20 protein-coding genes and 1 pseudogene are annotated in these 22,797 nt (G+C 34.7%); 3 read left to right on the top strand and 18 right to left on the bottom strand.

Features of this window, described 5'->3' with window-relative positions; translation table 11 throughout:
* Window positions 1-14: 14 nt before the first annotated feature.
* The 8 genes and pseudogenes from GHD00_RS04730 to GHD00_RS04765 all read right to left on the bottom strand — a co-directional run bounded on the left by GHD00_RS04730 (window position 15) and on the right by GHD00_RS04765 (window position 6,728).
* Window positions 15-737: a GntR family transcriptional regulator gene (locus GHD00_RS04730; protein WP_163537000.1), complete on the bottom strand. Its 723-nt coding sequence runs from the start codon at window positions 735-737 to the stop codon at window positions 15-17.
* A 216-nt stretch (window positions 738-953) separates the two neighbouring features.
* Window positions 954-1,793 carry a PhnE/PtxC family ABC transporter permease gene (locus GHD00_RS04735; RefSeq protein WP_205600708.1) on the bottom strand — a complete coding sequence of 280 codons (840 nt, stop codon included), beginning with the start codon at window positions 1,791-1,793 and terminating at the stop codon, window positions 954-956.
* Between the two features lie 6 nt (window positions 1,794-1,799).
* Window positions 1,800-2,584, bottom strand: a pseudogene (locus GHD00_RS04740) (PhnE/PtxC family ABC transporter permease).
* A complete protein-coding gene (phnC, locus tag GHD00_RS04745) occupies window positions 2,574-3,368 on the bottom strand; it encodes a phosphonate ABC transporter ATP-binding protein (protein ID WP_163537002.1) in 795 nt (264 codons plus the stop codon). Before phnC ends, GHD00_RS04740 begins: the two are co-directional and overlap by 11 nt.
* Window positions 3,369-3,397: 29 nt before the next feature.
* Entirely contained in the window at window positions 3,398-4,423 is a 1,026-nt protein-coding gene (locus GHD00_RS04750; protein ID WP_163537003.1) for a phosphate/phosphite/phosphonate ABC transporter substrate-binding protein, read from the bottom strand.
* Window positions 4,424-4,719: 296 nt separating this feature from the next.
* Window positions 4,720-5,016 carry a hypothetical protein gene (locus tag GHD00_RS04755; RefSeq protein ID WP_163537004.1) on the bottom strand — a complete coding sequence of 99 codons (297 nt, stop codon included), beginning with the start codon at window positions 5,014-5,016 and terminating at the stop codon, window positions 4,720-4,722.
* A 63-nt stretch (window positions 5,017-5,079) separates the two neighbouring features.
* Window positions 5,080-5,349 (bottom strand): hypothetical protein, encoded by a 270-nt coding sequence (locus GHD00_RS04760; protein ID WP_163537005.1) that lies wholly within the window; start codon window positions 5,347-5,349, stop codon window positions 5,080-5,082.
* 161 nt (window positions 5,350-5,510) lie between these two features.
* Window positions 5,511-6,728 carry a Bcr/CflA family efflux MFS transporter gene (locus tag GHD00_RS04765; protein WP_163537198.1) on the bottom strand — a complete coding sequence of 406 codons (1,218 nt, stop codon included), beginning with the start codon at window positions 6,726-6,728 and terminating at the stop codon, window positions 5,511-5,513.
* 520 nt (window positions 6,729-7,248) lie between these two features.
* Here GHD00_RS04765 and GHD00_RS04770 point away from each other — a divergent pair.
* A complete protein-coding gene (locus GHD00_RS04770) occupies window positions 7,249-7,743 on the top strand; it encodes a universal stress protein (RefSeq protein WP_163537006.1) in 495 nt (164 codons plus the stop codon).
* A 298-nt stretch (window positions 7,744-8,041) separates the two neighbouring features.
* Complete coding sequence (locus tag GHD00_RS04775) at window positions 8,042-9,193, top strand: glucose-1-phosphate adenylyltransferase (RefSeq protein WP_163537007.1); 1,152 nt, start codon at window positions 8,042-8,044, stop codon at window positions 9,191-9,193.
* Between the two features lie 74 nt (window positions 9,194-9,267).
* Here the strand turns inward: GHD00_RS04775 and GHD00_RS04780 are convergent, their stop codons facing one another.
* Window positions 9,268-10,011: an NAD-dependent epimerase/dehydratase family protein gene (locus tag GHD00_RS04780; protein WP_163537008.1), complete on the bottom strand. Its 744-nt coding sequence runs from the start codon at window positions 10,009-10,011 to the stop codon at window positions 9,268-9,270.
* A 166-nt stretch (window positions 10,012-10,177) separates the two neighbouring features.
* Between GHD00_RS04780 and GHD00_RS04785 the strand changes: the two genes are divergently transcribed.
* Window positions 10,178-11,308 (top strand): CAP domain-containing protein, encoded by a 1,131-nt coding sequence (locus tag GHD00_RS04785; protein WP_163537009.1) that lies wholly within the window; start codon window positions 10,178-10,180, stop codon window positions 11,306-11,308.
* A 165-nt stretch (window positions 11,309-11,473) separates the two neighbouring features.
* On the opposite strand, the gene GHD00_RS04790 is transcribed toward GHD00_RS04785, so the two are convergent.
* The 9 genes from GHD00_RS04790 to GHD00_RS04830 all read right to left on the bottom strand — a co-directional run bounded on the left by GHD00_RS04790 (window position 11,474) and on the right by GHD00_RS04830 (window position 22,676).
* On the bottom strand, window positions 11,474-13,027 hold the full coding sequence (locus GHD00_RS04790; RefSeq protein ID WP_163537010.1) for a response regulator: 1,554 nt from the start codon (window positions 13,025-13,027) through the stop codon (window positions 11,474-11,476).
* A 27-nt stretch (window positions 13,028-13,054) separates the two neighbouring features.
* Window positions 13,055-14,794 (bottom strand): sensor histidine kinase, encoded by a 1,740-nt coding sequence (locus GHD00_RS04795; protein WP_163537011.1) that lies wholly within the window; start codon window positions 14,792-14,794, stop codon window positions 13,055-13,057.
* A gap of 96 nt (window positions 14,795-14,890) precedes the next feature.
* Window positions 14,891-15,778, bottom strand: coding sequence for a carbohydrate ABC transporter permease (locus tag GHD00_RS04800; RefSeq protein ID WP_240468595.1), 888 nt, complete (start codon window positions 15,776-15,778; stop codon window positions 14,891-14,893).
* A 20-nt stretch (window positions 15,779-15,798) separates the two neighbouring features.
* Entirely contained in the window at window positions 15,799-16,689 is an 891-nt protein-coding gene (locus GHD00_RS04805; RefSeq protein WP_163537012.1) for a carbohydrate ABC transporter permease, read from the bottom strand.
* Between the two features lie 95 nt (window positions 16,690-16,784).
* Entirely contained in the window at window positions 16,785-18,137 is a 1,353-nt protein-coding gene (locus GHD00_RS04810; RefSeq protein WP_163537013.1) for an ABC transporter substrate-binding protein, read from the bottom strand.
* Window positions 18,138-18,162: 25 nt separating this feature from the next.
* A complete protein-coding gene (locus tag GHD00_RS04815; RefSeq protein WP_163537014.1) occupies window positions 18,163-19,290 on the bottom strand; it encodes a glycoside hydrolase family 172 protein in 1,128 nt (375 codons plus the stop codon).
* Window positions 19,291-19,751: 461 nt separating this feature from the next.
* Window positions 19,752-20,288 carry a ribonuclease H-like YkuK family protein gene (locus tag GHD00_RS04820; RefSeq protein ID WP_163537015.1) on the bottom strand — a complete coding sequence of 179 codons (537 nt, stop codon included), beginning with the start codon at window positions 20,286-20,288 and terminating at the stop codon, window positions 19,752-19,754.
* 442 nt (window positions 20,289-20,730) lie between these two features.
* Window positions 20,731-21,894, bottom strand: a complete 1,164-nt coding sequence (locus GHD00_RS04825; RefSeq protein ID WP_163537016.1) for an iron-containing alcohol dehydrogenase — start codon at window positions 21,892-21,894, stop codon at window positions 20,731-20,733.
* Between the two features lie 74 nt (window positions 21,895-21,968).
* Window positions 21,969-22,676 carry a hypothetical protein gene (locus GHD00_RS04830; protein WP_163537017.1) on the bottom strand — a complete coding sequence of 236 codons (708 nt, stop codon included), beginning with the start codon at window positions 22,674-22,676 and terminating at the stop codon, window positions 21,969-21,971.
* Window positions 22,677-22,797 lie beyond the last annotated feature (121 nt).

Below are 22,797 nucleotides of genomic sequence, written 5' to 3' on the forward strand. Positions count from 1 at the left end.
CTCCTTTCTAAAACTTAAAATTCTACCACGCATTGGTGCATATCTCCTCTTATCCTAGAAATGTTATATTCAATAGGTACCCCATTTGGATGGTTCACCATGCTTTCCATTTGGATAATGGGTATATTTTCAGGAATTCCCAACATTTCCGCATCGCTTAATAATGGCAAAATCGCTTGAAATTTAGTCATTGATCGTACTGGTTGCAACTGGTAATGATCTAAAAAAATACGATACAACGATTTAAAATGAATGAAATGTTTTTCCAAATTAGGAAATTCCACTTTCGGTAATGTTGTCGTTGTTATCGACATTGGCTGCTTACGAGCGAATCTTACAATTTCTAATCGATAGACTTTTTCACCATTTCCAAGTTTCAGTTTAGATTTTTCCTCCTGATTAGGATTGGTTATTTCCCAGTCAATAAGTTTACTTGTATGATCAATCCCTTGTTCTTGCATGTTGTTAGAGTAGCTTGTCTCGGCTGATAGGATATAGGGAATAGGTTTTGGCTTTTGCTTAATATAGGAACCTTTTCCTTGGACAGGGGTAACCCAGCCTAGGTTTGTAAGTCGTGCAATAGCTTGTCTAACCATATGACGCGGAACTTGATACTTCTGACATAATGTATGTTCTGATGGGATTTTCTCGTTTGCTTGGTATTCCCCTAGACGAATCTTAGTGATTAAATCCTCAGCAATTTGCAGATGAGAGGTTACAGTCTTCGCTTGTTTCATTACTCTACTCTCCCTTATTGGATGTCTTACTGATAATCTAACTTATTAACAAGTGACAATGGTAAAATGAGTGTAAATTTATGATTAAATTATGTAAATTTTGAGATTTTTCAGTATTAGGACTTAAACTCATCTCCCAATTGTGGAAATCCTTCATTATTAGAGTGTAAATGAAAAAACCGTATGAAAAGCCGCCCTTTTCATACGGTTTTTTCGTTAAGCTGTTTTCAGATGACGTTTTACTCTTATTGCTACAACTTCTAACAAAATAGCAAAGATAAGAATATAGACAGTAATCGTTCCTAATTCACGTAAATCTAAGTAGAAAGAACTTGCCATAAAGAGATCATATCCAATACCTCCTGCGCCAGCTGCAGCTCCCATTGCAACTGCGACAGCAAAATTAATTTCAAATCTGAGGAAAGTCCACGATATGAGGTATGTAATACTAGAAGGAAGTACTGCTTGCCAAATAATTTGCCACCAATTGGCACCACTCGCCTTTAATACTTCAATAACTCCTTCATCTAATTCTTCAAATGATTCAGAATATGCTTTAATTAAATAACCTACAGTGTGAAAAGTCATACCAATCACAGCAGCCACACTGCCAAGACCAGCAGCAACTGCAAAAATTAATACCCATAAGACAGTAGGAACCGCCCGAATAAATGCAACAATAGTTTTAATACCATTGGAAACCTTTCGCGAAGATAAGTTTTCAGAAGCAAATAACCCTAAAAACAATGAAATGACCGCTCCGATTAAGGTTGTTAATAAGGCTAATCCAATTGTAATCAAGACTTGGTATAGACCTTCGGTAAATGTAAAATGACTAAAATGCGGTTCTGTAAACATTACCGTAAAATTAGCAATGGTTGATAAAATCCCTTCGACTAGACCCACTTCTTTATAATCATAAGTCCAAAAACCTAAAATGGTTAAAGCAATTAAACAAAAAAGAGTAGACCGAATAACTATCGCAGTCTTATTTAATGGCTTAACCTTTATTGGTTTACTTTGAGTCAACACGGTACTTTTATTAGTATCTTCCATTCTCATTTACAAAATCACCCTTCTAATATAATTAGAAACAGCTTCAAGCATTAAAATAGAAACGGCAATTGCAATTACTACTAAACTAGCTGTATTATAATCAACTGATTTATAATATAAATCAAAGACAAACCCAATACCTGTACCAGTTAGAATTCCAATCAAGGTAGCACTTCTAATATTTGTTTCAATCATAAATAAGAGCCAGCTTAGCATTTGTGAAGCACTAGAAGGGATTACAGAATGAATAATAATGGAGCTATAGCTTGCTCCAGTTGCACGTAAAGCCTCTACACCACTATTACTAACTTCATCAATCGTTCAATAAAAGCCCTTGTCAAGAAACCAAAAGAAACAAAAAACAAGGCAAAATAGCCTGTTAACGCACTCTGTCCAAAGGAAAATAGTAAGATCATAGACCAAACAGCGACATCAATATTCCGAAAAAAAGTAGCACAGAAACGGCAAATCGTAGCGAAAAAATTATTAACTTTTGTTGTGTTAGATCCCAACACAGCAAAAACAAGGGCAAACATTGCTGCGACCGTTGCAGCACCTATTGAAATTAAAATAGTTTCCCATAAACTCAACATAATGGTTGGCAGTTTATCCAACGAAGCAACTGTTGGATAAAAATTAGTTACTCCCCAAACAATCGCCAACGGGATAGAAGTAAAACCTTCTATCACGTTATATTCCGTAATGATGATGGCACCATAGGTGATAAACAATAAAAAAATTAGTATAAAAATAGATTGTAATCGTTTCTTAAAGAAGAAATTATCCTGCATGATTTTTCTCCTCTTCCGTATCCATGATTAATTCACCAGCTTCTGATCCATAAATATGGTGAATTTGCTCTTGTGTCATTTGTGCTGGTGATCCATCATAAACAATTTCCCCTTGGCTAACTCCAATAATGCGGTCACTATATTTTAAGGCAACATCAACTTGATGTAAGTTAACCAATACAGTAATCCCCATCGACCTTGAAATATTCTGCAGATAATCCATAATAACTTTTGAGGCATTCGGATCTAAAGAAGCAATTGGTTCGTCACATAACAACATCTTAGGATCTTGCACTAATGCTCTAGCAATACCTACTCTTTGCTTTTGCCCCCCACTTAGTTGATCGCTTCGTTTAAATATTTGGTCTTCCAAACCAAGCATATTTAATAAATGAATCGCTTGTTCTTTTTCTTTCTGTGTATACAAACCTAATGCACCTGCTAGGGTAGATTTATAGCCTAATCGGCCATGTAATACATTCTCAATGACTGACAATCTTTCTACCAAATTATAGTGTTGAAAAATCATTCCAATCTTTGTTCTAAGTCTTCTTAAGTCTCTTTTTTTCAACTCCAGTGCATCGACACCATCAAAAACTATTTCTCCGCTTGTCGCATCAATCATACGATTAATACAACGAAGGAGAGTTGACTTTCCGGCACCGGAAGGACCAATGACGGAAATAAACTCTCCTTCTTTTACGGAGAAGTTAATATTAGATAATGCTATAGTGTTTTGGCCATATTGCTTAGACACATCTGATAATTCTAGCAAATTAGACATCATATTAACTCCTCTCTTTTATTATTCTATTAATTAGAAAGCTCACGAATTGGATCAAACCAAGCATCATCAACTTCTAAAAATCTTTCGTCACCTGATTTATTAAATAATCCACCTTCTTCAGAATCCTCTGGTATGAAGATATTTTCATTGTTTGCTACTTCATCCGATGTAAAAGCTTCTATAATAGCTTGTTGATCTTCTTCACTTAATGTTTCTGTATTCATTGTAAACGGAGCATTTAACACTGGTGTAACAGAGATTAATACAAACTCCTCTCCAGCTACCGTATTAAAAGGTTCTGCAGCATCATTTTTTACTCGATAAATAGCACCAGGTCTGTTTTCTTCCCCTTCTACATGTTCTACATAGTTATCAACACATACATCGCAAAATGCCGCTACATCGACTTTGTCTGAAAGTAAATTAACAGCTGAACCTTGATGTGATCCGCCAAACAAAACTTCACTAAAGAAAGCTCCACCTTCTAATAAATCCTCTTGCGTTAAATCTTCGTATCCATCTTTCTCATTAAAGTAAGAAACAATACCTTCTGACGGGACCTTAAAACCAGAAGTAGAACTGTTGGAAACAAATGAAAAAGACTTATCTACAAGATTATCAATAGAGTACTCTTCTCCATTCTTGTGATTCTCTTCGTTCCCTTTTTTTACGTTTAACCAGCTATGATACACTGCATCTTCTAAAGTACCGGAAGAGCCAGAGGCGACCGCAATTGGTAAAACATTCTCATTCTTCGCATGTGCTTCTACGTAACCTTGTGCACCTAAAAATGCCAAATCAGCATTACCGCTTGCTAAAGCCTCGATTGCTACAATATAGTCTGTTGTTGTCTGATGTTCTACTTCTTTTCCTGTTACTTCTTCTACTATGTTCCCAATCTCTTCTCTAGCTGATTTAAGATCTTCACCTGATTCATTTGGCAACCATGTAAAAGTAATTGTATCTCCTGTACTTGCTGAACCTTCTTCCGAGCACGCACTTAAAAATACAACAAATAACACAACAAAACACGACATTACGACTTTTTTCATTAAATATTCCCCCTGTATGTATTATTTCTTTCAACACTAACTATATAGCTAGAAAGTTAAGCTTGTTTTAATTATCTGTAAAATATCGGTAAAGTTTTTATTTATACATATTAAATCTAGTAACCTTGCTCGTTAACCTATAGATAAAGAAAACTCGGCGATTGCCGAGCCTTGGCGACAGCAGAGCCGTAGTTGCCCTTATCTATCTTCCTAATCGTGGAATCTACACCGAATTCACTTCATATGTAACACGATATAAATTGTGATATGGATAAAAAAGCAAAGAAGGAATCGGTTTATAACCAACTCCTTCTTTGCTTTTGCTTTTGCTTTGGGAAATCGTAAATTTTTGGTTTTGACACACCGTTTGAATCAATATTACGTCTCTTTCTATCTTCCTCTACTAATGAATCTAATTTATGAATCCCTTTTTGTAATTGATGTTCTGTTAAATCTCCCTTAGCATATAAACTGCATAGCATGCCATAAGCAATAACCTTTGTATCTACTTCCATATTAACTACTAAATCTACATCGGAATTCCCGCTATCCTGAATAATAGATTTCAATTTATTTTCAGTTGCATCTTGCATGTGGAACCTCCTATTCTATTAAAAAGGAGATACTACTTTTTTAGCATCTCCTATCATAATATATTACACATCAAATTCTTGATCCTGATCTGCTTTTGATCTAGCACGTACTCTAGCTTTCGAATCACTATCTACTTTTATATCTATATCTAATTTTGAATTTCCAGAATCTATAACTTTTGCATCTGCTTTATTTAGGTTTTTATCCTTTAAACGCACATCATTCTCATTATCTAATTCACTGTCTAGTTTACTGTCTAGTTTGGCATCAACATCTAAATCATTTTTGTTTTTATTCTTTAAAATGTCTTCTTCTTCCCAGAATTTACTCATAGATATCCCCCCTTTTCTAATGTTAATACCAATATATGTACTTTGATAAATGGTGTATGGACAAAGGTGCCATTTTTTCATAGACTAGAAACTATTTTTATACTAATGAAATATTGTTTAATATTTAAATAAAATTAGATGACAAAAGCCAGCGTCATATACTATGAAGCTGGCTTTTCCTCATCGTTTTCTTCTTTTGTCAGTGTAAAAAATGCGATAAAACCTACTAAAGACGTCGTAAATAGTGACGCTCCCATTGGTACTGCAGTGGTTTCGTCAATCCCAACAAGTGGAGCTATAATGGATCCCATTAATAACGGCGACATGCCTAATAGTGCACTTGCACTACCTGCTCGATGTCCTTGCTTTTTCATTGCAAGTGAAAAAGAACTTGTTAAAATAATACCGATTGTATACATGTGAATAAAAATAGGAATAACAATCAGAGCAAGTGGCCCTTGTATAATGGTCATTACTAAAAGGAAAGCATTTGCGCATAGGGATACGATAACCCCTGTCCGTAATAATGAACGATCCTGTACTCTGCCACTTAACCTACCAACCGTAAAGCTCCCTGAAATAATCGCTAAACCGTTTATACCAAATAATATACTGAAAATCTGTGGTGAAACTTGGTAGATTTCTTGATAGACAAAGGGTGTCCCTGCTACATAAGCAAAGGTTCCACCTTGCACAAAACAGACAACAATAGCATATCCAATAAAAGACCGATCAGTTAGCAATCCTCCCATTGTTCGTACTGTATGGGCAATAGAGCTAGGCTGTCTTTTTTCCAGTGGCAGGGATTCTTTTAATCTAAAAACGACCATGGCAACAAGCGAAAATCCAAAAATACTTAAGAATATAAAAATCGTATGCCATGTAGCAAATGGTAATAGCAGAACTGCTCCTCCACTAATAGGAGCAATCATTGGTGCTGTTGCATTAATCACCATCAGCAAGGCGAAAAATTGTGTAAGGTCCTTTCCATTAAAAATATCTCTGACCACTGCACGCGACAGTACTATTCCTGCAGATGCAGTAAAACCTTGTAAAAAGCGAGCGATAATTAGAACAATTATATTTGGAGCAGCTGCACAAAGCAATGAAGCAATAGCAAAAAAAGTAAGCGATATAATCATAGGCTTTCTTCTACCGTGTGCATCACTGATTGGACCAAATACAAGCTGACCACTTGCTAGTCCAACCAAACATGCTGTTAAACTAAGCTGTACTAATGATGCTCTTGCATCAAAATCATCTGCTATCGCAGGGAAACTAGGTAAATACATATCAATATTAAAAGGCCCTAACATCCCAAGCATAGCCAATAAGAAAGCAAGAGCTAAACGCTTTTTCCCTTTAGGGTTTCTCTCCAAAATATCCTGTTGTGGCATTCCTTCACCTTCCTCACTTCTCCCCATTATAATAGATTAGGAAAATATAGTATAATAATTGAACTGCACCACATTTACACATGAAAGGCATCAGAAATATTTTTATAATAATACTTCCGCCAACAAACGATGCGTTCCAATTATGCACCTTTTCCGATTTTGCTTCATTTTATTTTTATATCATCTTCTGTGAACTGAGCTACTTCTTATGTATTAGCTAAAGTTTTTTCAGGTATATCCCCTCTTGTAATGGGAGAATGATCCAATACACTTAATCTGACTTTTATTCTCCTTTTCCTAAATACTGTAATTATTATTATAAAGATCTTCTAAATAGAAGTGAAAAAAGGATGTTTATTATTTTTCTAAAAGTGAATATATAAATAAAAGATATTTTTAGTGGAAAGGAGATATTCATTAAAAGCTATTTCCATCCATTACATCCAGTTCGAAAGCGTGCTCAAGTTTGTCTAAAATTATATCTCAAAAAGGAGTGAAAACTATGACCAAAGAATTCACAAACATTCTTGTCGCTTATGATGGATCAATGGATAGTGTGGAAGCATTAAAAGCAGCGGAGAATTTGGCAAAAGTAAATCAAAGCAGATTAACCATTGTTCATGTAAAAGAACAAGGTGATCGTATCCCTCTTCATCATCAACAGTCTTTTCCAATCGGACAGGGGTATACAAATACTGCTCCTATAGCTCCCCAATTGAAAACAGGTTCAGATTTTAAAACAGATCTTGAAGATGATAATTCTGATCATATTCTTGCAGAAGCAAAAAATCATTTGACTAGTGCGCGTACCGAAGCTGAATACGAAAAACTTTTAGGAACACCATCTAAAGAAATTGTGCGATTTGCCAATCAAAATGAAGTAGATCTAATCGTAATCGGAAGCAGAGGTTTAAGTGGTATTAAAAAATTAGTGATGGGAAGTGTTAGTCATAAAGTAACCAATAACGCTAACTGTCCTGTCCTTGTTATTAAATAAAGAAAGCGCTGCATTCTTTAAAAAAGAGTGCAGCATTTTCTTTTGTATCGAAACCTGTATTTTCCTTCTCTTGTTATCCAAACCATTTCTTTAATATTTCTTATTCATTTCATGTAATATTACCGATTATCCATCATAGAATATAAATAGTGGCAAATTCATTTCTATCAAATGAAAACCACTCTCCTATTATTGTTAGAAAAAGGAACAATAACATAGCATGATGATAATCTATTCTTTTAATAGATTCATGATTATAAATGGTAAATATTTGATATTAGTCTGAGGGGGATTTAACATGAAACAAGAATGTGTCACAATGCTTCTAGCTGGAGGCGTCGGTAAACGCCTTGGTTTATTAACCCAAAACATAGCAAAACCCGCTGTTCCTTTTGGTGGAAAATACCGTATTATTGACTTCACATTAAGTAATTGCATGCAATCTAATATGAACACAGTTGGGGTCGTTACACAATACAATCCGTTTGAACTTCATAAACATATTGGCGCAGGCGATACATGGGATCTGAATAAAAATAATGGCGGACTCACTATTTTATCTCCTTTTACTGAACAAAATGGAGGTGACTGGTATCGTGGTACTGCTGACGCTGTAACGAAAAACATATCCTTTATTGATCAGTATGATCCAGAATATGTCATGATTTTATCTGGTGACCATATTTATCACATGGATTATGACAAGTTACTGCATCATCATAAGCAAAAAGATGCAGATGTTACCATTTCCACGATAAAAGTGCCATGGTCAGAAACTTCACGATTTGGAATTCTCCATACTGATGAACATTTCAAGATCTATGATTTCGAGGAAAAACCTGTACAAGCCAAAAACAACCTTGCTTCCATGGGAATTTATATTTTTAACTGGAATATTCTAAAACAATATCTAGAAATGGATGCAAGTGCAGTAAGTTCCGATCATGATTTTGGGAAGGATATTATTCCTGCTTTGATAGAAGATCAAGTAGATGTGTATGCCTATCAATTTCAAGGTTATTGGAAGGATGTTGGTACAATAGAGAGTTATTGGGAAGCACATATGGATTTATTACAAGAGAATTTTCCATTTTCTCTTCATCAAAATGAATGGAATACCTATTCTCATAATTCTTTATATGGACCACAACTTGTTGATGAGAATGGTATAGTTCGGCAATCACTTATTCATGACGGATGTATGTTTTCTGGGGAAATTGATAGGTCTGTGTTATTTGAAAATGTGCATGTAGGGAAAGGTTCCGTTATAAAACAATCGGTGGTTCACCCTGGTGCTCGAATTGGCTCTGATGTTGTACTTGATAGAGTTATCATACAAGAGGATGTCATAATTCCAAATAATGTGAACATAGTTGCTGCTCTGGATGAAGAACCTATTGTTCTTTCAAAAAATAACATAGAATCAAAATTACTAGTTAAGACATCATAAGCATGTTTAAGCCTGCTAATTAAGCAGGCTTCCTTTACGTGGTTCCAAACTATTTTAACTAATAATGAAAAATTTTAATTCAATTCCTCTGTATTTTTCCTTGATTGATACCCCAATTCCTCTTTAGCATTGGAGATATCCCACGGTTTACCTGGATTATCAGATACGCCATAATAAGTTCCATACTTCACATTGGAATTTATGGCGGATTCAAATACATTCACTAAATCTTCCCTCGAGAGTAACGTTCTTTTTAAACGATCATTTTTTGCTAAAGCTACCTTCTCCTCTTCATGAGGAACAGATCCAATACGTATATTAATAACCGATAAATCAGAATGTAATGAGAAAATGAAACCTGCTTGTTCGGAAGCAATTTTTAACACACCGTATAAGCCTTTTGGGTATGGGTAGTCGTCTGTTGTTATTTCCCGTCCAAGCTTGGAATGCCCATTCTTTTCATAATAATCCGTCACATGATTGCTACTAGCAAAGATAACTTGGGGTATTTGGTATTTTTCAGCGGCTAGCATTAGATAATAAGAAGCTTTAAAGAAGACATCTGTCATCGAATCAAACTTAACCACATCTTCTATTGCTTTATCAGTTTCCATTCTTAGTAAGTTGATGATCACATCCGTATCTCGTGGAATGGTTGATAATAAACTTTTATAATCTGTTGCATCAACATAGTGATGTGTTTTGGTATTCTCTTTTATAGTTTTATCCAGAACTAGAACATTGTATGTTTTGCTTAAGGATTGAAAAAGTATTTCACCAACTGTCCCTGCCCCGCCGACAATGACAAGATTCCTCATTTTAACTCCCCCGTTCATTTACTTAAAATAGTATTACCAGACTGTTTAAACATTATTATAAAATGAGTACTTACTGACGTATTAAACTTCTTATACCCTCCCTATTTGTTCCTAGACTAAAATCTTGGTAAAATAAAATAATCAAAAGTAGGACAGGAGTGGGATTTTGCCAAAAATACGAAACATTATCTTTTTATTGCTTATAGCATATGGATTTTGGCATTTTTATGGAGATACGTTCAATCGCTCAGGTGTAGAGGGCGTGTGGGACGATATGAAAACTGATGTTGATGAAATAAAAGAGAATCCTCGAGTTGCCGCTTTTTTAGACACAATGAACCAGGAAATCCAATTATTTCTCGGGAAATTAAATGATAATTTTGCAGAAAATAAGCAGCCTACCCAGCCTGCTCCAGACCACCCAGAGCTAAGTCAGCCTTCAGATCAATCCTTCTCTGTTCACAATATCGAGATAGGAGATGACCGTTCAGAGGTGGAAAATCAAGCAGGTAATCACAAACGTTCATCGCAAAATGAATATGGGGTTAATTGGGTGGCTTATCATGAAAATTACGCTAACTTTTTTATGGTGGCATATGATGAGGAAAATAAAGTGGCTGGTTTATACACCAATCAAAACCTACTCTCATCAAACGAAGAAATCACCCTTGAATCGTCTAAGGAAACAGTGGTTTCTAAATTAGGAGAGCCGATAAAAGGAATACGGAAAGGGTTTGTTCATTATCAAGTTCAAAACAACGAAGAATACGATACTTTTCTTATAGACAATAATTATGTGACCATTTTTTATGATAAGCACGAAAACAACACCGTTACAGCCATTCAAATCATTAGTGGTGGACTGGAAAAACAAAAAGAAGGCTTTTTTGCAGAGCCCAGCAATGCACTTAGAGAAGGATTTGAATATCAATTGTTTGACTTAACCAATGCGGCAAGAGTAGCACATGGACTTTCGCCGTTGGAGTGGAAAGAACCCGTAAGAACAACTGCTCGTGATCACAGCCAAGATATGGCAGACAATAATTATTTCAGTCATACCAATTTAGATGGACAAACTCCATTTGACCGTCTGTCAGAGGATGATATTCGCTACCGAATGGCTGGGGAGAATCTTGCTGCAGGACAATCAAGCAGCGTTTTTGCACATGAAGGTCTGATGAATTCGCTTGGTCACCGCGAAAACATTTTAAAGAACGGGTATAGGTTACTAGCGATAGGCGTGGCTTTTAATGAAGAATCACAGCCTTATTATACGGAAAACTTTATAACAGAATAGTACAGAAAGGCAGGGTTTGCTTATTTGCAACCTTGCCTTTTTCATTCGTGTGTTATATCCTACACATTATTTACAATCTGCAAGCTTAATCTCATATATGATCATGTGGGTAGCGATGAAAATTATTGTTTTATCCATTTTGGTATTGCACTTGACTGATTCAGATTATTTCTCCATCACTCTTTTTGCGCGATACTCACCGGGAGTGGTGCCTACCTTTTTTTTGAATACTAAATGAAAATAACGTTGATTGTCATACCCTATTTCCTGGCATATTTCTCTCACTTTATATTTAGTTGTTCTTAATAAATCCTTAGCTTTATTCAGACGAAGTTGGGTAACATATTCTGAAATGGTTACATTTACCTTTTGAGAAAAAAGACAGCTTAAATAGGCTGGACTTATATGGTATTTCTCTGCCAGTTCATTTAAACTAATAGACTCATTAAAATGTTGATTTAAATATGTTTTAACATCTCTTATTAATTTATCATTATACGTTAGTCGATGATCAGTAATATATTGCAGGATTTCCTGGATAGACGTTAATAGCCAAACTCGAATTTCATTAATGGAATGCAGCTTATTTAATTCCTCATAAACAGGATTATTTGTCTTTAAAATGCTGTATGCATCCACTTCATATTCCGTCCTTACATACGTAAAAAGTCCAGAAATAAGCTTATAACAAACATATTTGGTTTTTTCAGGAGGAAGAGCTTGATCCCTACAGTACCTAATCACTTCATCTACTAAAGATAGGATGTGATGAAGTACATGATCATTTTGGGCAAAAAACTCCTCCATTATTTTAAAAATATCATTTCCAATATGGTGATTAATATTTTCATATTCATCATAGTGAGTGCAGATTTTATTTAGAAAAAAGCCTATTTTAAAGGCTGATTTGGCTTGCTTATACAGATCGTGTAGTGAATATGATGTAGCGTAATATCTACTAACACCAATTATGGGATCAAATGGAAAATCGTCTCCTAATTTATCAAAGAAATCGATTAGTAACCGTTCATCATCGATCTGTTGGTCCGATTTTTCATATAAGAAAATTAAATTATCTTCGATCACATAACTATATGCTATATGCCCCTGTTTTTCGAATGTTTTTTGAAATAGATCTCTATATTGGTTATTATTTATATTTAAAATTTTTTTCCAATCTGTTTCATGATGAAATCCGATACAAGCTATTGTAAGACCATGACTTTTTTGTAATATATTAGATTCTTCTTGATTTCCGCTCAGTATACAGTCTAAAATGTTTTTTTCTTCTAATTGGTTTTCATAGTAGCGAATTTGTTTGTTTGTTTTTTTCCTTAATATTTCTTTTTTATATTTTTCTATTGCTTTTTGTATAGCTGAAATAATATCTTCCACTTCTATAGGCTTTACTAAATAATCAACGGCTTGCAGTTCTATAGCCTTCTTCGCATACTCAAATTCCGTATAACCGCTAATAATAATAAAGATTGTGTCAAGTCCTAACTTTCGTGTTTCCGTTATTAACTCTAAACCAGTTAATCCTGGCATTCGTATATCCACAAGTACAATATCTGGTTTTTTCTCTTCTATTAATTCTAAAGCTTCTCTCCCATTAGATGCAGAGCCTAATAATTCAACTTCGTAGTCTTCCCAGCATATGATAGATTTTAAAACATCTACCACTATCTTTTCATCATCTACGATTAATAATTTAAACAATGAAACACCCCACTTTCTAAAGGAAACTCACGAAATTTGATGTTTGGCTTTCGCAATAAGTATGGTTGCCTTAGTTCCTTTATTTACTTGACTCTCCATACTAAGACCATATTTATCCCCATAATAAAGCTCTATTCTTTCTTTAATATTTTGAAGCCCATAACCAAAAGAATTGTGCTGATCAAACCCTACTCCGTCATCCATAATTTCAAACATAATCCCTTTTTCGTAATACTTCCCATTAATTATGATACAGCCTTGTCCCTCTTTCGGTTCTAATCCATGGTAAACAGCATTTTCAACTAGTGGTTGTAATAATAATTTTATAATACGTTCCTCTAGAATCTCTGGATCAATATTGATTTGATAATCAATTTTATTATTAAATCGAATATTTTGAATAAAAAGATAATGCTTAATTTGCTCTATTTCATTTTTTACTGAAGTCATATAATTTCCATTGTTTAATGTTAACTTAAATAATTTAGATAAACTTATCGCCATTTTGGCAATAGGACGCATTTTTTCCTTTTCTGCCATCCAGTATATTAGATTCAAAGTATTATATAAAAAATGTGGTTTAATATGATTATGCAATGCTCGTAACTCTGCTTCTTTTTCTTTGAGTTGTGATGTATATAATCTCATGGTCAATTCTTTGTTTTTATTATACACTTCAACTAAACGGTTTCCTATTTCACCAATCTCATCATTGGTATCAAAATCTAGTGGAGTAATCAACGTATCTTTTTCCATGTTCTTTGAAACCTTCCTTAACAAGGATAAATGTTTAGTAATTTTTCTCGATATTAAAAAAGCAAAAATAACCACTAAAAGAAAGGATAAAAATAAAAGTGCAATTGTAATAAGACGAATTTGAATGAATTCCTTAATAAAACTGTTATAAGGGATTAAACTAACCATTGTCCATTGGATTTCATCATTATTATACGAATTGATGAAGTATTTCGTACCGTTTACCGATTTAATTTGAGTCGTCTTTTCCTGAGAATATTCAAAAATTTCAGATAAATTTTCTTGTTTAATTTTATTCTTATCACTAAAGTAAATAGGAGTATTTCCATTATAAATAACAATAGTTCCATCTAAATCAATGCTGCTAAGCATATTGTCAAAAAAGCTTTTGTCTAAGCTAATTAAAGACAGCCCTAACTCTTCTGATGAACTTAAATCTCGAATTACTCGTCCAAACATTAAAGTATCTGTTTTATTTGAATAATTTTCAATCAGTTTAGTTTGATTTGCATCAAACCAAACACCTCCCCACTCACTTTTTTTTAATTTTGTATACCATGTGGCTTTTTGAATGATTTCGTGGTTATTATCCTTGTGTATGGCGTAACCTGAGTTAACTTTTAAAAACTCATTGTCTTCATTCCCTATATAAATACCATTAATATAAGGTTTATTAACAACAGTTATATTGTTCAAAAGTTTTCTTGACGAATTTTCTAATTGATATAGCCGTGGAGAGGTTTGTTGATGACTTAAATAATTCTGAATTTCATTGGATAGAAAAATGATATTCGACATATTTTCAACATCTTTAATTAAACTAGCTACGTTCCGGTCTACCATTTTCAAAAAGTTATCAGCAGTATTGGAAACTTTATTCTCAATAATTTTATTTTGATAATAGAATGTAAATGTTCCAATAACAACCAGTGGTACTAATGTGGAAAAAAGAGCTAATAAAACAATTTGCGTTTTAATGGTCAATCTCTTTTTTACATGTAATCTTTTCATTCTACATTCCTCATTGTGTTCAAATATATATCTTCATTCTATCAATTTTTTACATGATATATTAAATGTTTTTTCTAATTTTTTAAAAAGAGGACATCATTCTTTTACTGCACCTAGTGTCATACCACTAACAATATATTTTTGTACAATAAAAGAGAAAATCATTACAGGTAAACTAAATGAGATTGCGGCAGCTGTCATGGGGCCCATATCTAGACTATAAGCTGTTAAAAATTCTGAAATCCCTACAGTTGCTGTTTTGGACTCAGAACTCGTTATTAATAAAGCGAATAAAAAATCATTCCATGCCAGCATAAAAGTAAAAATAGCTGTAGTAGCAAGACCAGGTAGAGATACGGGTAAGATAATTCGGAAAAAAGCACCGACACGACTACAGCCATCCACTCTTGCTGCTTCATCAAACTCCCTCGGAATAGAATCAAAAAATCCAATCATTAGCCAAATAGCGAAGGGAACATTGATGCTCGTATACACTAAAATCAAAGCAAGCTTCGTATCTATTAATCCCATATGATTAATAATCATATACATAGGAATGGCGATACTAATCATCGGCACCATTCTAATCGTTAATGTAAATAACAAGAAAACATTCCCCAAACTAGAGGAAAACCGAGATAGCCCATAAGCTCCAAGTGAGCCTAACAATAAGCTTAAAACCATACTAACCCCTGCAGCTATTAAACTATTGAAAAAAAACTTTCCAATTGGTAAGTAATCGATCATCCCTCTGAAACTCTCCAGGGAAAACGTTGATGGCCATAAAGATGGCGGAGTAGAAACAGCTTCACTTGATGGCTTAAGTGCTGTTAATATTAAATATATATATGGACCTAAAAATAATAATGCTAAAAAACAAGTTAAAGAGATAACAAATAGCTTCCATATATTCTTTTTGAACTTCCACGGTTGATAACCCATCATAAATGGATACTCTGGTTTTATGACTTTAATTTTCGCCATTTACAATCACTCTCTTTCTATTAGGCTTTATTTTGGTTCGGAGACATTACCTTAACAATGAAGAAGGAACTGATAGTAAGTAGAATAATGATAAAAATAACCGCCATTGCACTTGCTTCTCCTGCTTGACCATAACGTGTTAACACTTTATACATGTATGTGCTGAGCACTTCAGATGAGAATCCAGGTCCCCCTTGTGTTAAAACCCAAACGATATCAAATGTTCTAGCAGCGTCAATAATTCGTATAAGAAGTGCAACGGTAGCTACTGGTATTAAAGAAGGAAAAGTGACATATTTAAATGTTTGCCATTTTGATGCTCCATCTATTTGTGCGGATTCATACATTGTTTTTGGTATTCCTTGAATCCCGGCTAGTAAAACAAGCATCATAAAAGGTGTTGTGAGCCATACATCTGCAATAATAGTTGATATTAGAGCTAAACTTGGATCAGACAACCACATAATTTGGTGTGGATCAGAAATGATTCTTAATTTGTAAAGTACCCAATTAATAATGCCAAATTGGTCATTTAACATGAATTTCCATATTAAACCTGATACTAGTGGTGCAATCATTAAGGGACTTAAAAGCAGTGTTCGAATGAACTGACTCCCTCTAAATGCTGTACTTAACAGCAAGGCAAGAATAAGCCCAAGAATAAATTCAATACCAACTGCGGTAACAATATAAATCACTGTATTGAAAGCGGATTGTAAAAACCTGTTCGATGATAATGCTTCAATATAATTAGCTAAGCCGACAAATTCTTTAGACATAGGATCTAATATATCTATCCTATAAAAACTATCTCGTACTAAAAGCAACATAGGATATAATAAAAATATCATCATAAATAAACCGGCTGGTGCAAAAAACATCAATGACAATCCACTATTACGAAGTTTCATGCTAGATCACCCTTTCTATCCATTTCGTTTTATAAAAACTCCTCTCTGTATTGCAGAATGATTTAGAGAGGAGTTTTTACCGTTATTTTTCTTTATTATGGGAGAATTTCTTCTATAACACCTGCCGCCCAATCAAGTGCTTCCTGTGGTGTTTTTTCTCCTGAGAAAGCATATTGTACAGCTGGGATGAGAGCTTCACTTTCTATTTGCTGCCATTGTTTAATTTTTGGTCGATTTTGGGTTTGTTCTCCCGATAGTGTTGTCATTAAAGGTTGTAAATGCTCATACCCCTCTTTTTCACCGTATTCCTCAAACACAGATTTTCTCGCAGCCACCCCTAAAGTTTCCATATATAATTCATTCTTCTCATATAAAAATTGAATATATTGCTTCGCTATTTCAGGCTTGTTCGATGATTTTGGAATAACTTGATACCAAGGTCCAGGAACAGCTCCAATGCCTTCGTCGCCAGCAATCATAGGAGCAGAGCCAACATTTCCCGCTATATCTGACTGTTCGGGATCATTTGAAGGAACATAAAAGTGCCCCCAAGCCAGCATCATCGCTGATTTACCGCTCCAAAATAGTTCAGAAGTTTCTGCTGAAGCCATTTCAAGAGCACCTGCTGGTACGGATTGATCTGCATGTAATAAGGTTGTTAGAAACTCCAGTGATTCTACGTATGGCTCTGTATTCACCAAGACTTCACCATTTTTACCAACTACCAAAGGATCAGCACCTGCTTGAGCTGCATGATCTAACCAACTTGCAACAGAATCACCATTATTTGCCCCGAATACCGTCGTACCATACATATCAATGTTTCCGTCTTCATTTGTATCTTGAGTAAAGAATTCTGCTACATCTCTATATTCTTCCCATGTTTGCGGTGGTTGTAACTCATACCCATACTTGTCTTGAAATGCCATTTTATTTTCATTATTTTGGAACAAGTCTTTTCGATAAATTAAATTTTTCACATTAGTCCAAACTGGCATTCCATATACTTCATCGTTATAGGTTCCACCGGAGATTAAACCCGGAAATAAATCACTTTCAACCTGATCGGTGACAAGATCACCAATTGGCAACAAACCACCTGCCAGAGCTGGAAACCATAATATATCGATTGTCGCTACATCAAACGCACCAGCACGAGATGCTACTTCTGCTTTTAATTTGTCATAAACACCAGTGTACGGTACGGCTTCTATTTTTACTTCATAACCTGTTTCTTCTTTAAATTCATCTGCTGTTTCATTAGCAACAGTAAAGGCAGGACTTCCACCTTCAACAAGTACAGTGATAGACTGGTTTTCTTCATCACTTCCTTCTTCAGATTGTTGATCCTCTGATTCATTATTGCTTGTTTCATTAGCTGAGCATGCTGCTAGCATCAAAAGAATAAATAATAAGAAATGTAACAGAATGATTTTTCTAGTGACCATTTACATACCTCCATCTAACGATTTTTTATCTGTCCCATAATCCATGCTCTGGCCATCTTCTCGGAAGGCGTTCTTTTACTGGCGGAAGCTTATCCAATGGTTTATGCGGTTCTAGTTGATACCAATATGCAACACTAGAATAATCATTTGCTTGATCATTAGCATGTCCATGTTCTATTGTTGCTTTTATAGAAGTACTAAACCGAATTGGGTCTTCTATATGAAATCGATAAAGGCTCCATTTACCAAAATGCTCCTGCACATCACTACCTAATGAAATACCATGATATGGACCTGCATATTCACCGCTTGGAAATCCCCAGGCTGCATTAAAATAATCCTCTGTTCCTGTTCCATGCAAGGATGGCGGCCATTCTTCTCCATCTATAAAGAACATATCATCACCTTCACCTGGCCATGTAAACTCTTGATTCGATGCATCAAAGTTATCAATATTTAACACACAGCCAACGTAGTGACCCTGCCCCTCTGCATCTAGGATGACATAATTATCATCACCAGTAAGGTTTATACCTGGCAGTTCCCACGGCGCTGGGTCTTCTATATCAGATTCATGAATCACTTTCTCACAAGGGTTTTCTCTATTCCATACTGCATGGAATCTACCCATATCATTTGGTATTTGATCCTTGCTATCATACGTTTCATAATCTATATAATAAAATAAATTTTCTATTCTTTCTTCGCTTTCATTGATTAAATAAATTTTTGCTCCATCTGCAAATGGCATTGGAAAATAACTATTCATAGATGCCGCAAAAGGTCCTTTTGGTCCTCTTTTCTCTCCCATTACCATGCTTAATGGTAACGAAACATAATGTTTACAAGTTGCGTGACCAATTCCGAAAAAATCACCCAGTGGCACTCGAACACTTGGATTTTCTTCACCATCCCAATACATTTCAAGTACTAACTTCCTTAAGTACTGCTCTGCATAACATCTTGTGGTCATCCAAATATGTTTAATAGTGCCAGCACCTTGAATATCCGCTACTACAGCTGTTTCACCTGGTTCCACCACTTTAAAATCTCTATTCCCGCCAGTTTTATCATAACTGGACTCTCTCTTACTACTAGCATTCTTTAAAAAAGGCAATCCTCCTAAAGGACTGTTCGGCTGCCATACATTCATCTTATAAATCCTCCTCTAACTTTATTGACACCGCTTACACAAAAGCAGAAATAAAAATTTTTTTTATCCTCCCTTCTAGATTTGTCATAATTTCTATTTTCATTGTATACGGTTTCTCCATTCTGGAAAATTCTAAATAATTTTTATAATGTCATATATTTTTAGAATTTTAAATTTAGGCAAGGAATAAGAGGGAGTGACTAACTCCCTCCTATTACATCACTGTTTATACGTCGCCTTTATTAAGATTGACAGATGAAAAGAAAATAAAAATAGAAGCAATTGGCTAAAGCAGTTATACGAGGGAAAAACACTCAATAAAGGATAAAGAGGTAGAGGAATAGAAGGCTTCATTAGAATTTATGGTATAGATCATAGATTACAAAGGGGCCATCGGATTATGAAGAAATAAGGACTAGAGGCGTCCCATGAAGAAGTCATTTTTTCATGCCTACAAACAATTATTTCGTATAACGATTCGCGTAAGCACTGGCTACAAAAGAATCAGGTTTAATTTTTGGCTCAGCGCCCATGGACTTAATACGCGACACCATCTCTTGAACAAATATCCTTGTTTTGTTGCGCTGTCCAGCTCCAATATCGATATGTCCTTCTATTGAAAAGCTTGCGCCTCTATAAATATGTGGTAAAACAATATCATATAATTGCTCTTTTCTGTCTTGGGTAAACATGGAGAATATCTCCTCCGACAAAGTCGTCTCAAAAGATATACGTTCGTGTAAATTCGTCATTTTCCTAGGTACATTTACTTCTCTAATACAAGCCCATGCACCTTTTCCTTTGTTTTGAATAACAATACCTGTAATAAACAAAGTATGGCGTTTGTGAACTTGAGAATCAGTACCTATCATCAAACTAAAGTCTCCATTAGGAGTTTGCTTCATAAAATGAACAATTCTTTCAAAAACTTGTTCGAAAGACATGTTCTTTTCATTCAAATTTTTAAATGAGAAATTTAATCCTTTAAGTTTATTCATAATCTACACCTACATCTTCCCTCTCTTAAGAATTTAACGGGTGGATCCTCCGGGAAACTAACACTTGTTCTTCTTGTTAGAAACGCTTTCATTCGAGCATGTATTTTAGAATATGAATATTTACTTATAAGATATTTTTTCATGTTTTGTCTAAAATTATCCTTAAAAAATAACAAAAATGAAATGGATATATATTATTCTATGTTATGGATGGATTTTTGAGATGGCGCTTGTAATAGGAACCGAGCCCACAACCTATCCCTAACATTGCGATTACTCTCTGCCCAATTAAGGTACATCATTATTCGCAAAGAGGGAAAACGGGGCTTTATCCCCACTCTTTTTTATTATATGAATCAGCGTTCATAATAATTATGTTTGTCAGAATGGAATTCACGGGAAAACCCCGCATCCAATGAAGGAACGGGGTTTTTACTTTTTGTTATTTTGCTAATTGATAAATATTGTATACATCTTCTTCGTATAATTTAATAAAGTTACCTAAAGGACCTCTTTCTGTTGCTTTTCTAGCCATTTCTTCAAAATGGTCATCATCAATATTCTCTTCCCTCAGTGTGACTGGCATGCCTATTGAACTAAAGAATTCTTCTGTTTTCTTAATACCAGCTAATGCTGTTTTCTCTGGGTTATTTAAGTCGATTTCAACTCCCCATACTCGATTCGCAAATTGAGCAAATAAATGGATATCATGCTTATATACGTACTTCATCCATGCTGGAAAAATAATGGCCAATCCGGCTCCATGGGTAATATCATAAATCCCGCTAAGCTCATGCTCAATATCGTGACTTCCCCAATCACCGATTCTGCCTGTATTTAGCAGATCATTATGTGCAATTGTCCCAGACCACATAATTTCTGCTCTCGCAGCATAATTTGTTGGATCTTCAAGAACGGTATGTGCATTATTAATAATCGTTCGTAAAGTAGCTTCACATAATCGATCAGTTAACTCTACATTCTTTTCGTTTGTAAAATATCTTTCCAATATATGTGCCATCATATCAGTAACTCCAGCAGCAGTTTGATAAGCTGGTAAGGTGTATGTAAGCTCTGGGTTTAATATAGCAAACTGTGGTCGCAAAGTAATATGACCAAATGCTCTCTTATAATCGCCATTCTCGTTCGTAACAACCGTTCCTGCACTTGATTCACTACCAGCAGCAGGAATCGTTAGAACAACACCTGTCGGTAAGCAATCTTCAACTACAGCTTCTCCTGTAAAGAAGTCCCAGACATCTCCTTCATATTTCGCTCCAGCAGCTATTGCTTTTGCTGAATCAATAACACTTCCGCCGCCTACAGATAAAATGAAGTCAATGTCATGTTTCTTACAGAGTTCTACTCCTTCTCGGACAAGAGTTACTCTAGGATTTGGCTTAACGCCGCCTAACTCGATGACTTCAATCCCTTGTTCCTTCAACGAATTTAAAACGCTGTCATATAAACCGCTTTCTTTTATGCTTCCTCCTCCATAATGCAAAAGAAGCTTTTTGCCATAAACGACAGACTCTTCCCCTACGACTTGTTCTTGATCCTTTCCAAATATAATCTTCGTCTTATTATCAAATACAAAATTTTGCATATAATCTCCTCCCGCCTCTATCTTAATATACTTTTTTATATGAAAGCAATTACTTGAGACAAAAGCCTATACTATTAAGCATTTATAACACGTGTATATTCCCATATTGCATAATCTAATAATCTAGGAGTGAGATTAGGATAATCCTTTTTTAATAATTCTGATGACCTTGTCATAATAGCCTGTGCTTCATTAATATTTACTTTTGATCCTAACACATCCTCTAAGAAACGTAATATCATTCTATCGGGTTTAATCCATTCATCTGAACCTGCGAGCATGAAAAAATACGTCAGGGATACTCCGCTTCCTTGTCCTTTTATGGACTTAATTTCATTTTCAAAACTTCTATTTCCTAAAATTTTTGGCATGTTCTGTAAATAATGAACATCATATTGTTGAAGCACTTTGCAAAATTGATAGACTGCTTCTGTCTTAAGTATTCCGTTAGTTGTTGAAGTTCTTTGCTTGTTTTGAAACACATCATATGTAAAGGTTTCAATTCCCATTTCATCCATCTTTTTAATAAACATATCGACGGATTCTTGTTCATTTATATCTGGAGTAATGTCGTTATCCCTCGTCCTTTTTAATACAAAAAAGTCACAGTATTTCTTTACTGTATTTCTAGTACTTTCATATCGAACACCGATGGAAAAAACCGCATCAATTACACATAATGGTAAACTTTGATAATAATATTCCTCTGGTAATGCTAGATTAGCCAAATCAAACTTCTCTTTGCTAGCTTCAGCTACTGCTTCTACTAAGGCGTGATTCATTACGCTACTCCCCTCTTTTGTTATCTCTTCAACAAAATTATACACTATTTTTACGATAGCATGGTTATGAAAATGGCCCTATCAATAAGTAGATTACTATAATATAAAATGAGCCTCTATT

This window comes from Gracilibacillus sp. YIM 98692 (assembly GCF_010993965.1).
Classification (GTDB): Bacteria; Bacillota; Bacilli; order Bacillales; family Amphibacillaceae; genus Gracilibacillus.

What these genes read in the sequence shown, in the direction of transcription:
- GHD00_RS04730 (WP_163537000.1), bottom strand. Translation starts at nt 737, where the DNA reads ATGAAACAAGCGAAGACTGTAACCTCTCATCTGCAAATTGCTGAGGAT.
- GHD00_RS04735 (WP_205600708.1), bottom strand. Translation starts at nt 1,793, where the DNA reads ATGGAAGATACTAATAAAAGTACCGTGTTGACTCAAAGTAAACCAATA.
- phnC (WP_163537002.1), bottom strand. Translation starts at nt 3,368, where the DNA reads ATGTCTAATTTGCTAGAATTATCAGATGTGTCTAAGCAATATGGCCAA.
- GHD00_RS04750 (WP_163537003.1), bottom strand. Translation starts at nt 4,423, where the DNA reads ATGAAAAAAGTCGTAATGTCGTGTTTTGTTGTGTTATTTGTTGTATTT.
- GHD00_RS04755 (WP_163537004.1), bottom strand. Translation starts at nt 5,016, where the DNA reads ATGCAAGATGCAACTGAAAATAAATTGAAATCTATTATTCAGGATAGC.
- GHD00_RS04760 (WP_163537005.1), bottom strand. Translation starts at nt 5,349, where the DNA reads ATGAGTAAATTCTGGGAAGAAGAAGACATTTTAAAGAATAAAAACAAA.
- GHD00_RS04770 (WP_163537006.1), top strand. Translation starts at nt 7,249, where the DNA reads ATGACCAAAGAATTCACAAACATTCTTGTCGCTTATGATGGATCAATG.
- GHD00_RS04775 (WP_163537007.1), top strand. Translation starts at nt 8,042, where the DNA reads ATGAAACAAGAATGTGTCACAATGCTTCTAGCTGGAGGCGTCGGTAAA.
- GHD00_RS04780 (WP_163537008.1), bottom strand. Translation starts at nt 10,011, where the DNA reads ATGAGGAATCTTGTCATTGTCGGCGGGGCAGGGACAGTTGGTGAAATA.
- GHD00_RS04795 (WP_163537011.1), bottom strand. Translation starts at nt 14,794, where the DNA reads ATGAAAAGATTACATGTAAAAAAGAGATTGACCATTAAAACGCAAATT.
- GHD00_RS04800 (WP_240468595.1), bottom strand. Translation starts at nt 15,778, where the DNA reads ATGGCGAAAATTAAAGTCATAAAACCAGAGTATCCATTTATGATGGGT.
- GHD00_RS04805 (WP_163537012.1), bottom strand. Translation starts at nt 16,689, where the DNA reads ATGAAACTTCGTAATAGTGGATTGTCATTGATGTTTTTTGCACCAGCC.
- GHD00_RS04810 (WP_163537013.1), bottom strand. Translation starts at nt 18,137, where the DNA reads ATGGTCACTAGAAAAATCATTCTGTTACATTTCTTATTATTTATTCTT.
- GHD00_RS04815 (WP_163537014.1), bottom strand. Translation starts at nt 19,290, where the DNA reads ATGAATGTATGGCAGCCGAACAGTCCTTTAGGAGGATTGCCTTTTTTA.
- GHD00_RS04820 (WP_163537015.1), bottom strand. Translation starts at nt 20,288, where the DNA reads ATGAATAAACTTAAAGGATTAAATTTCTCATTTAAAAATTTGAATGAA.
- GHD00_RS04825 (WP_163537016.1), bottom strand. Translation starts at nt 21,894, where the DNA reads ATGCAAAATTTTGTATTTGATAATAAGACGAAGATTATATTTGGAAAG.
- GHD00_RS04830 (WP_163537017.1), bottom strand. Translation starts at nt 22,676, where the DNA reads ATGAATCACGCCTTAGTAGAAGCAGTAGCTGAAGCTAGCAAAGAGAAG.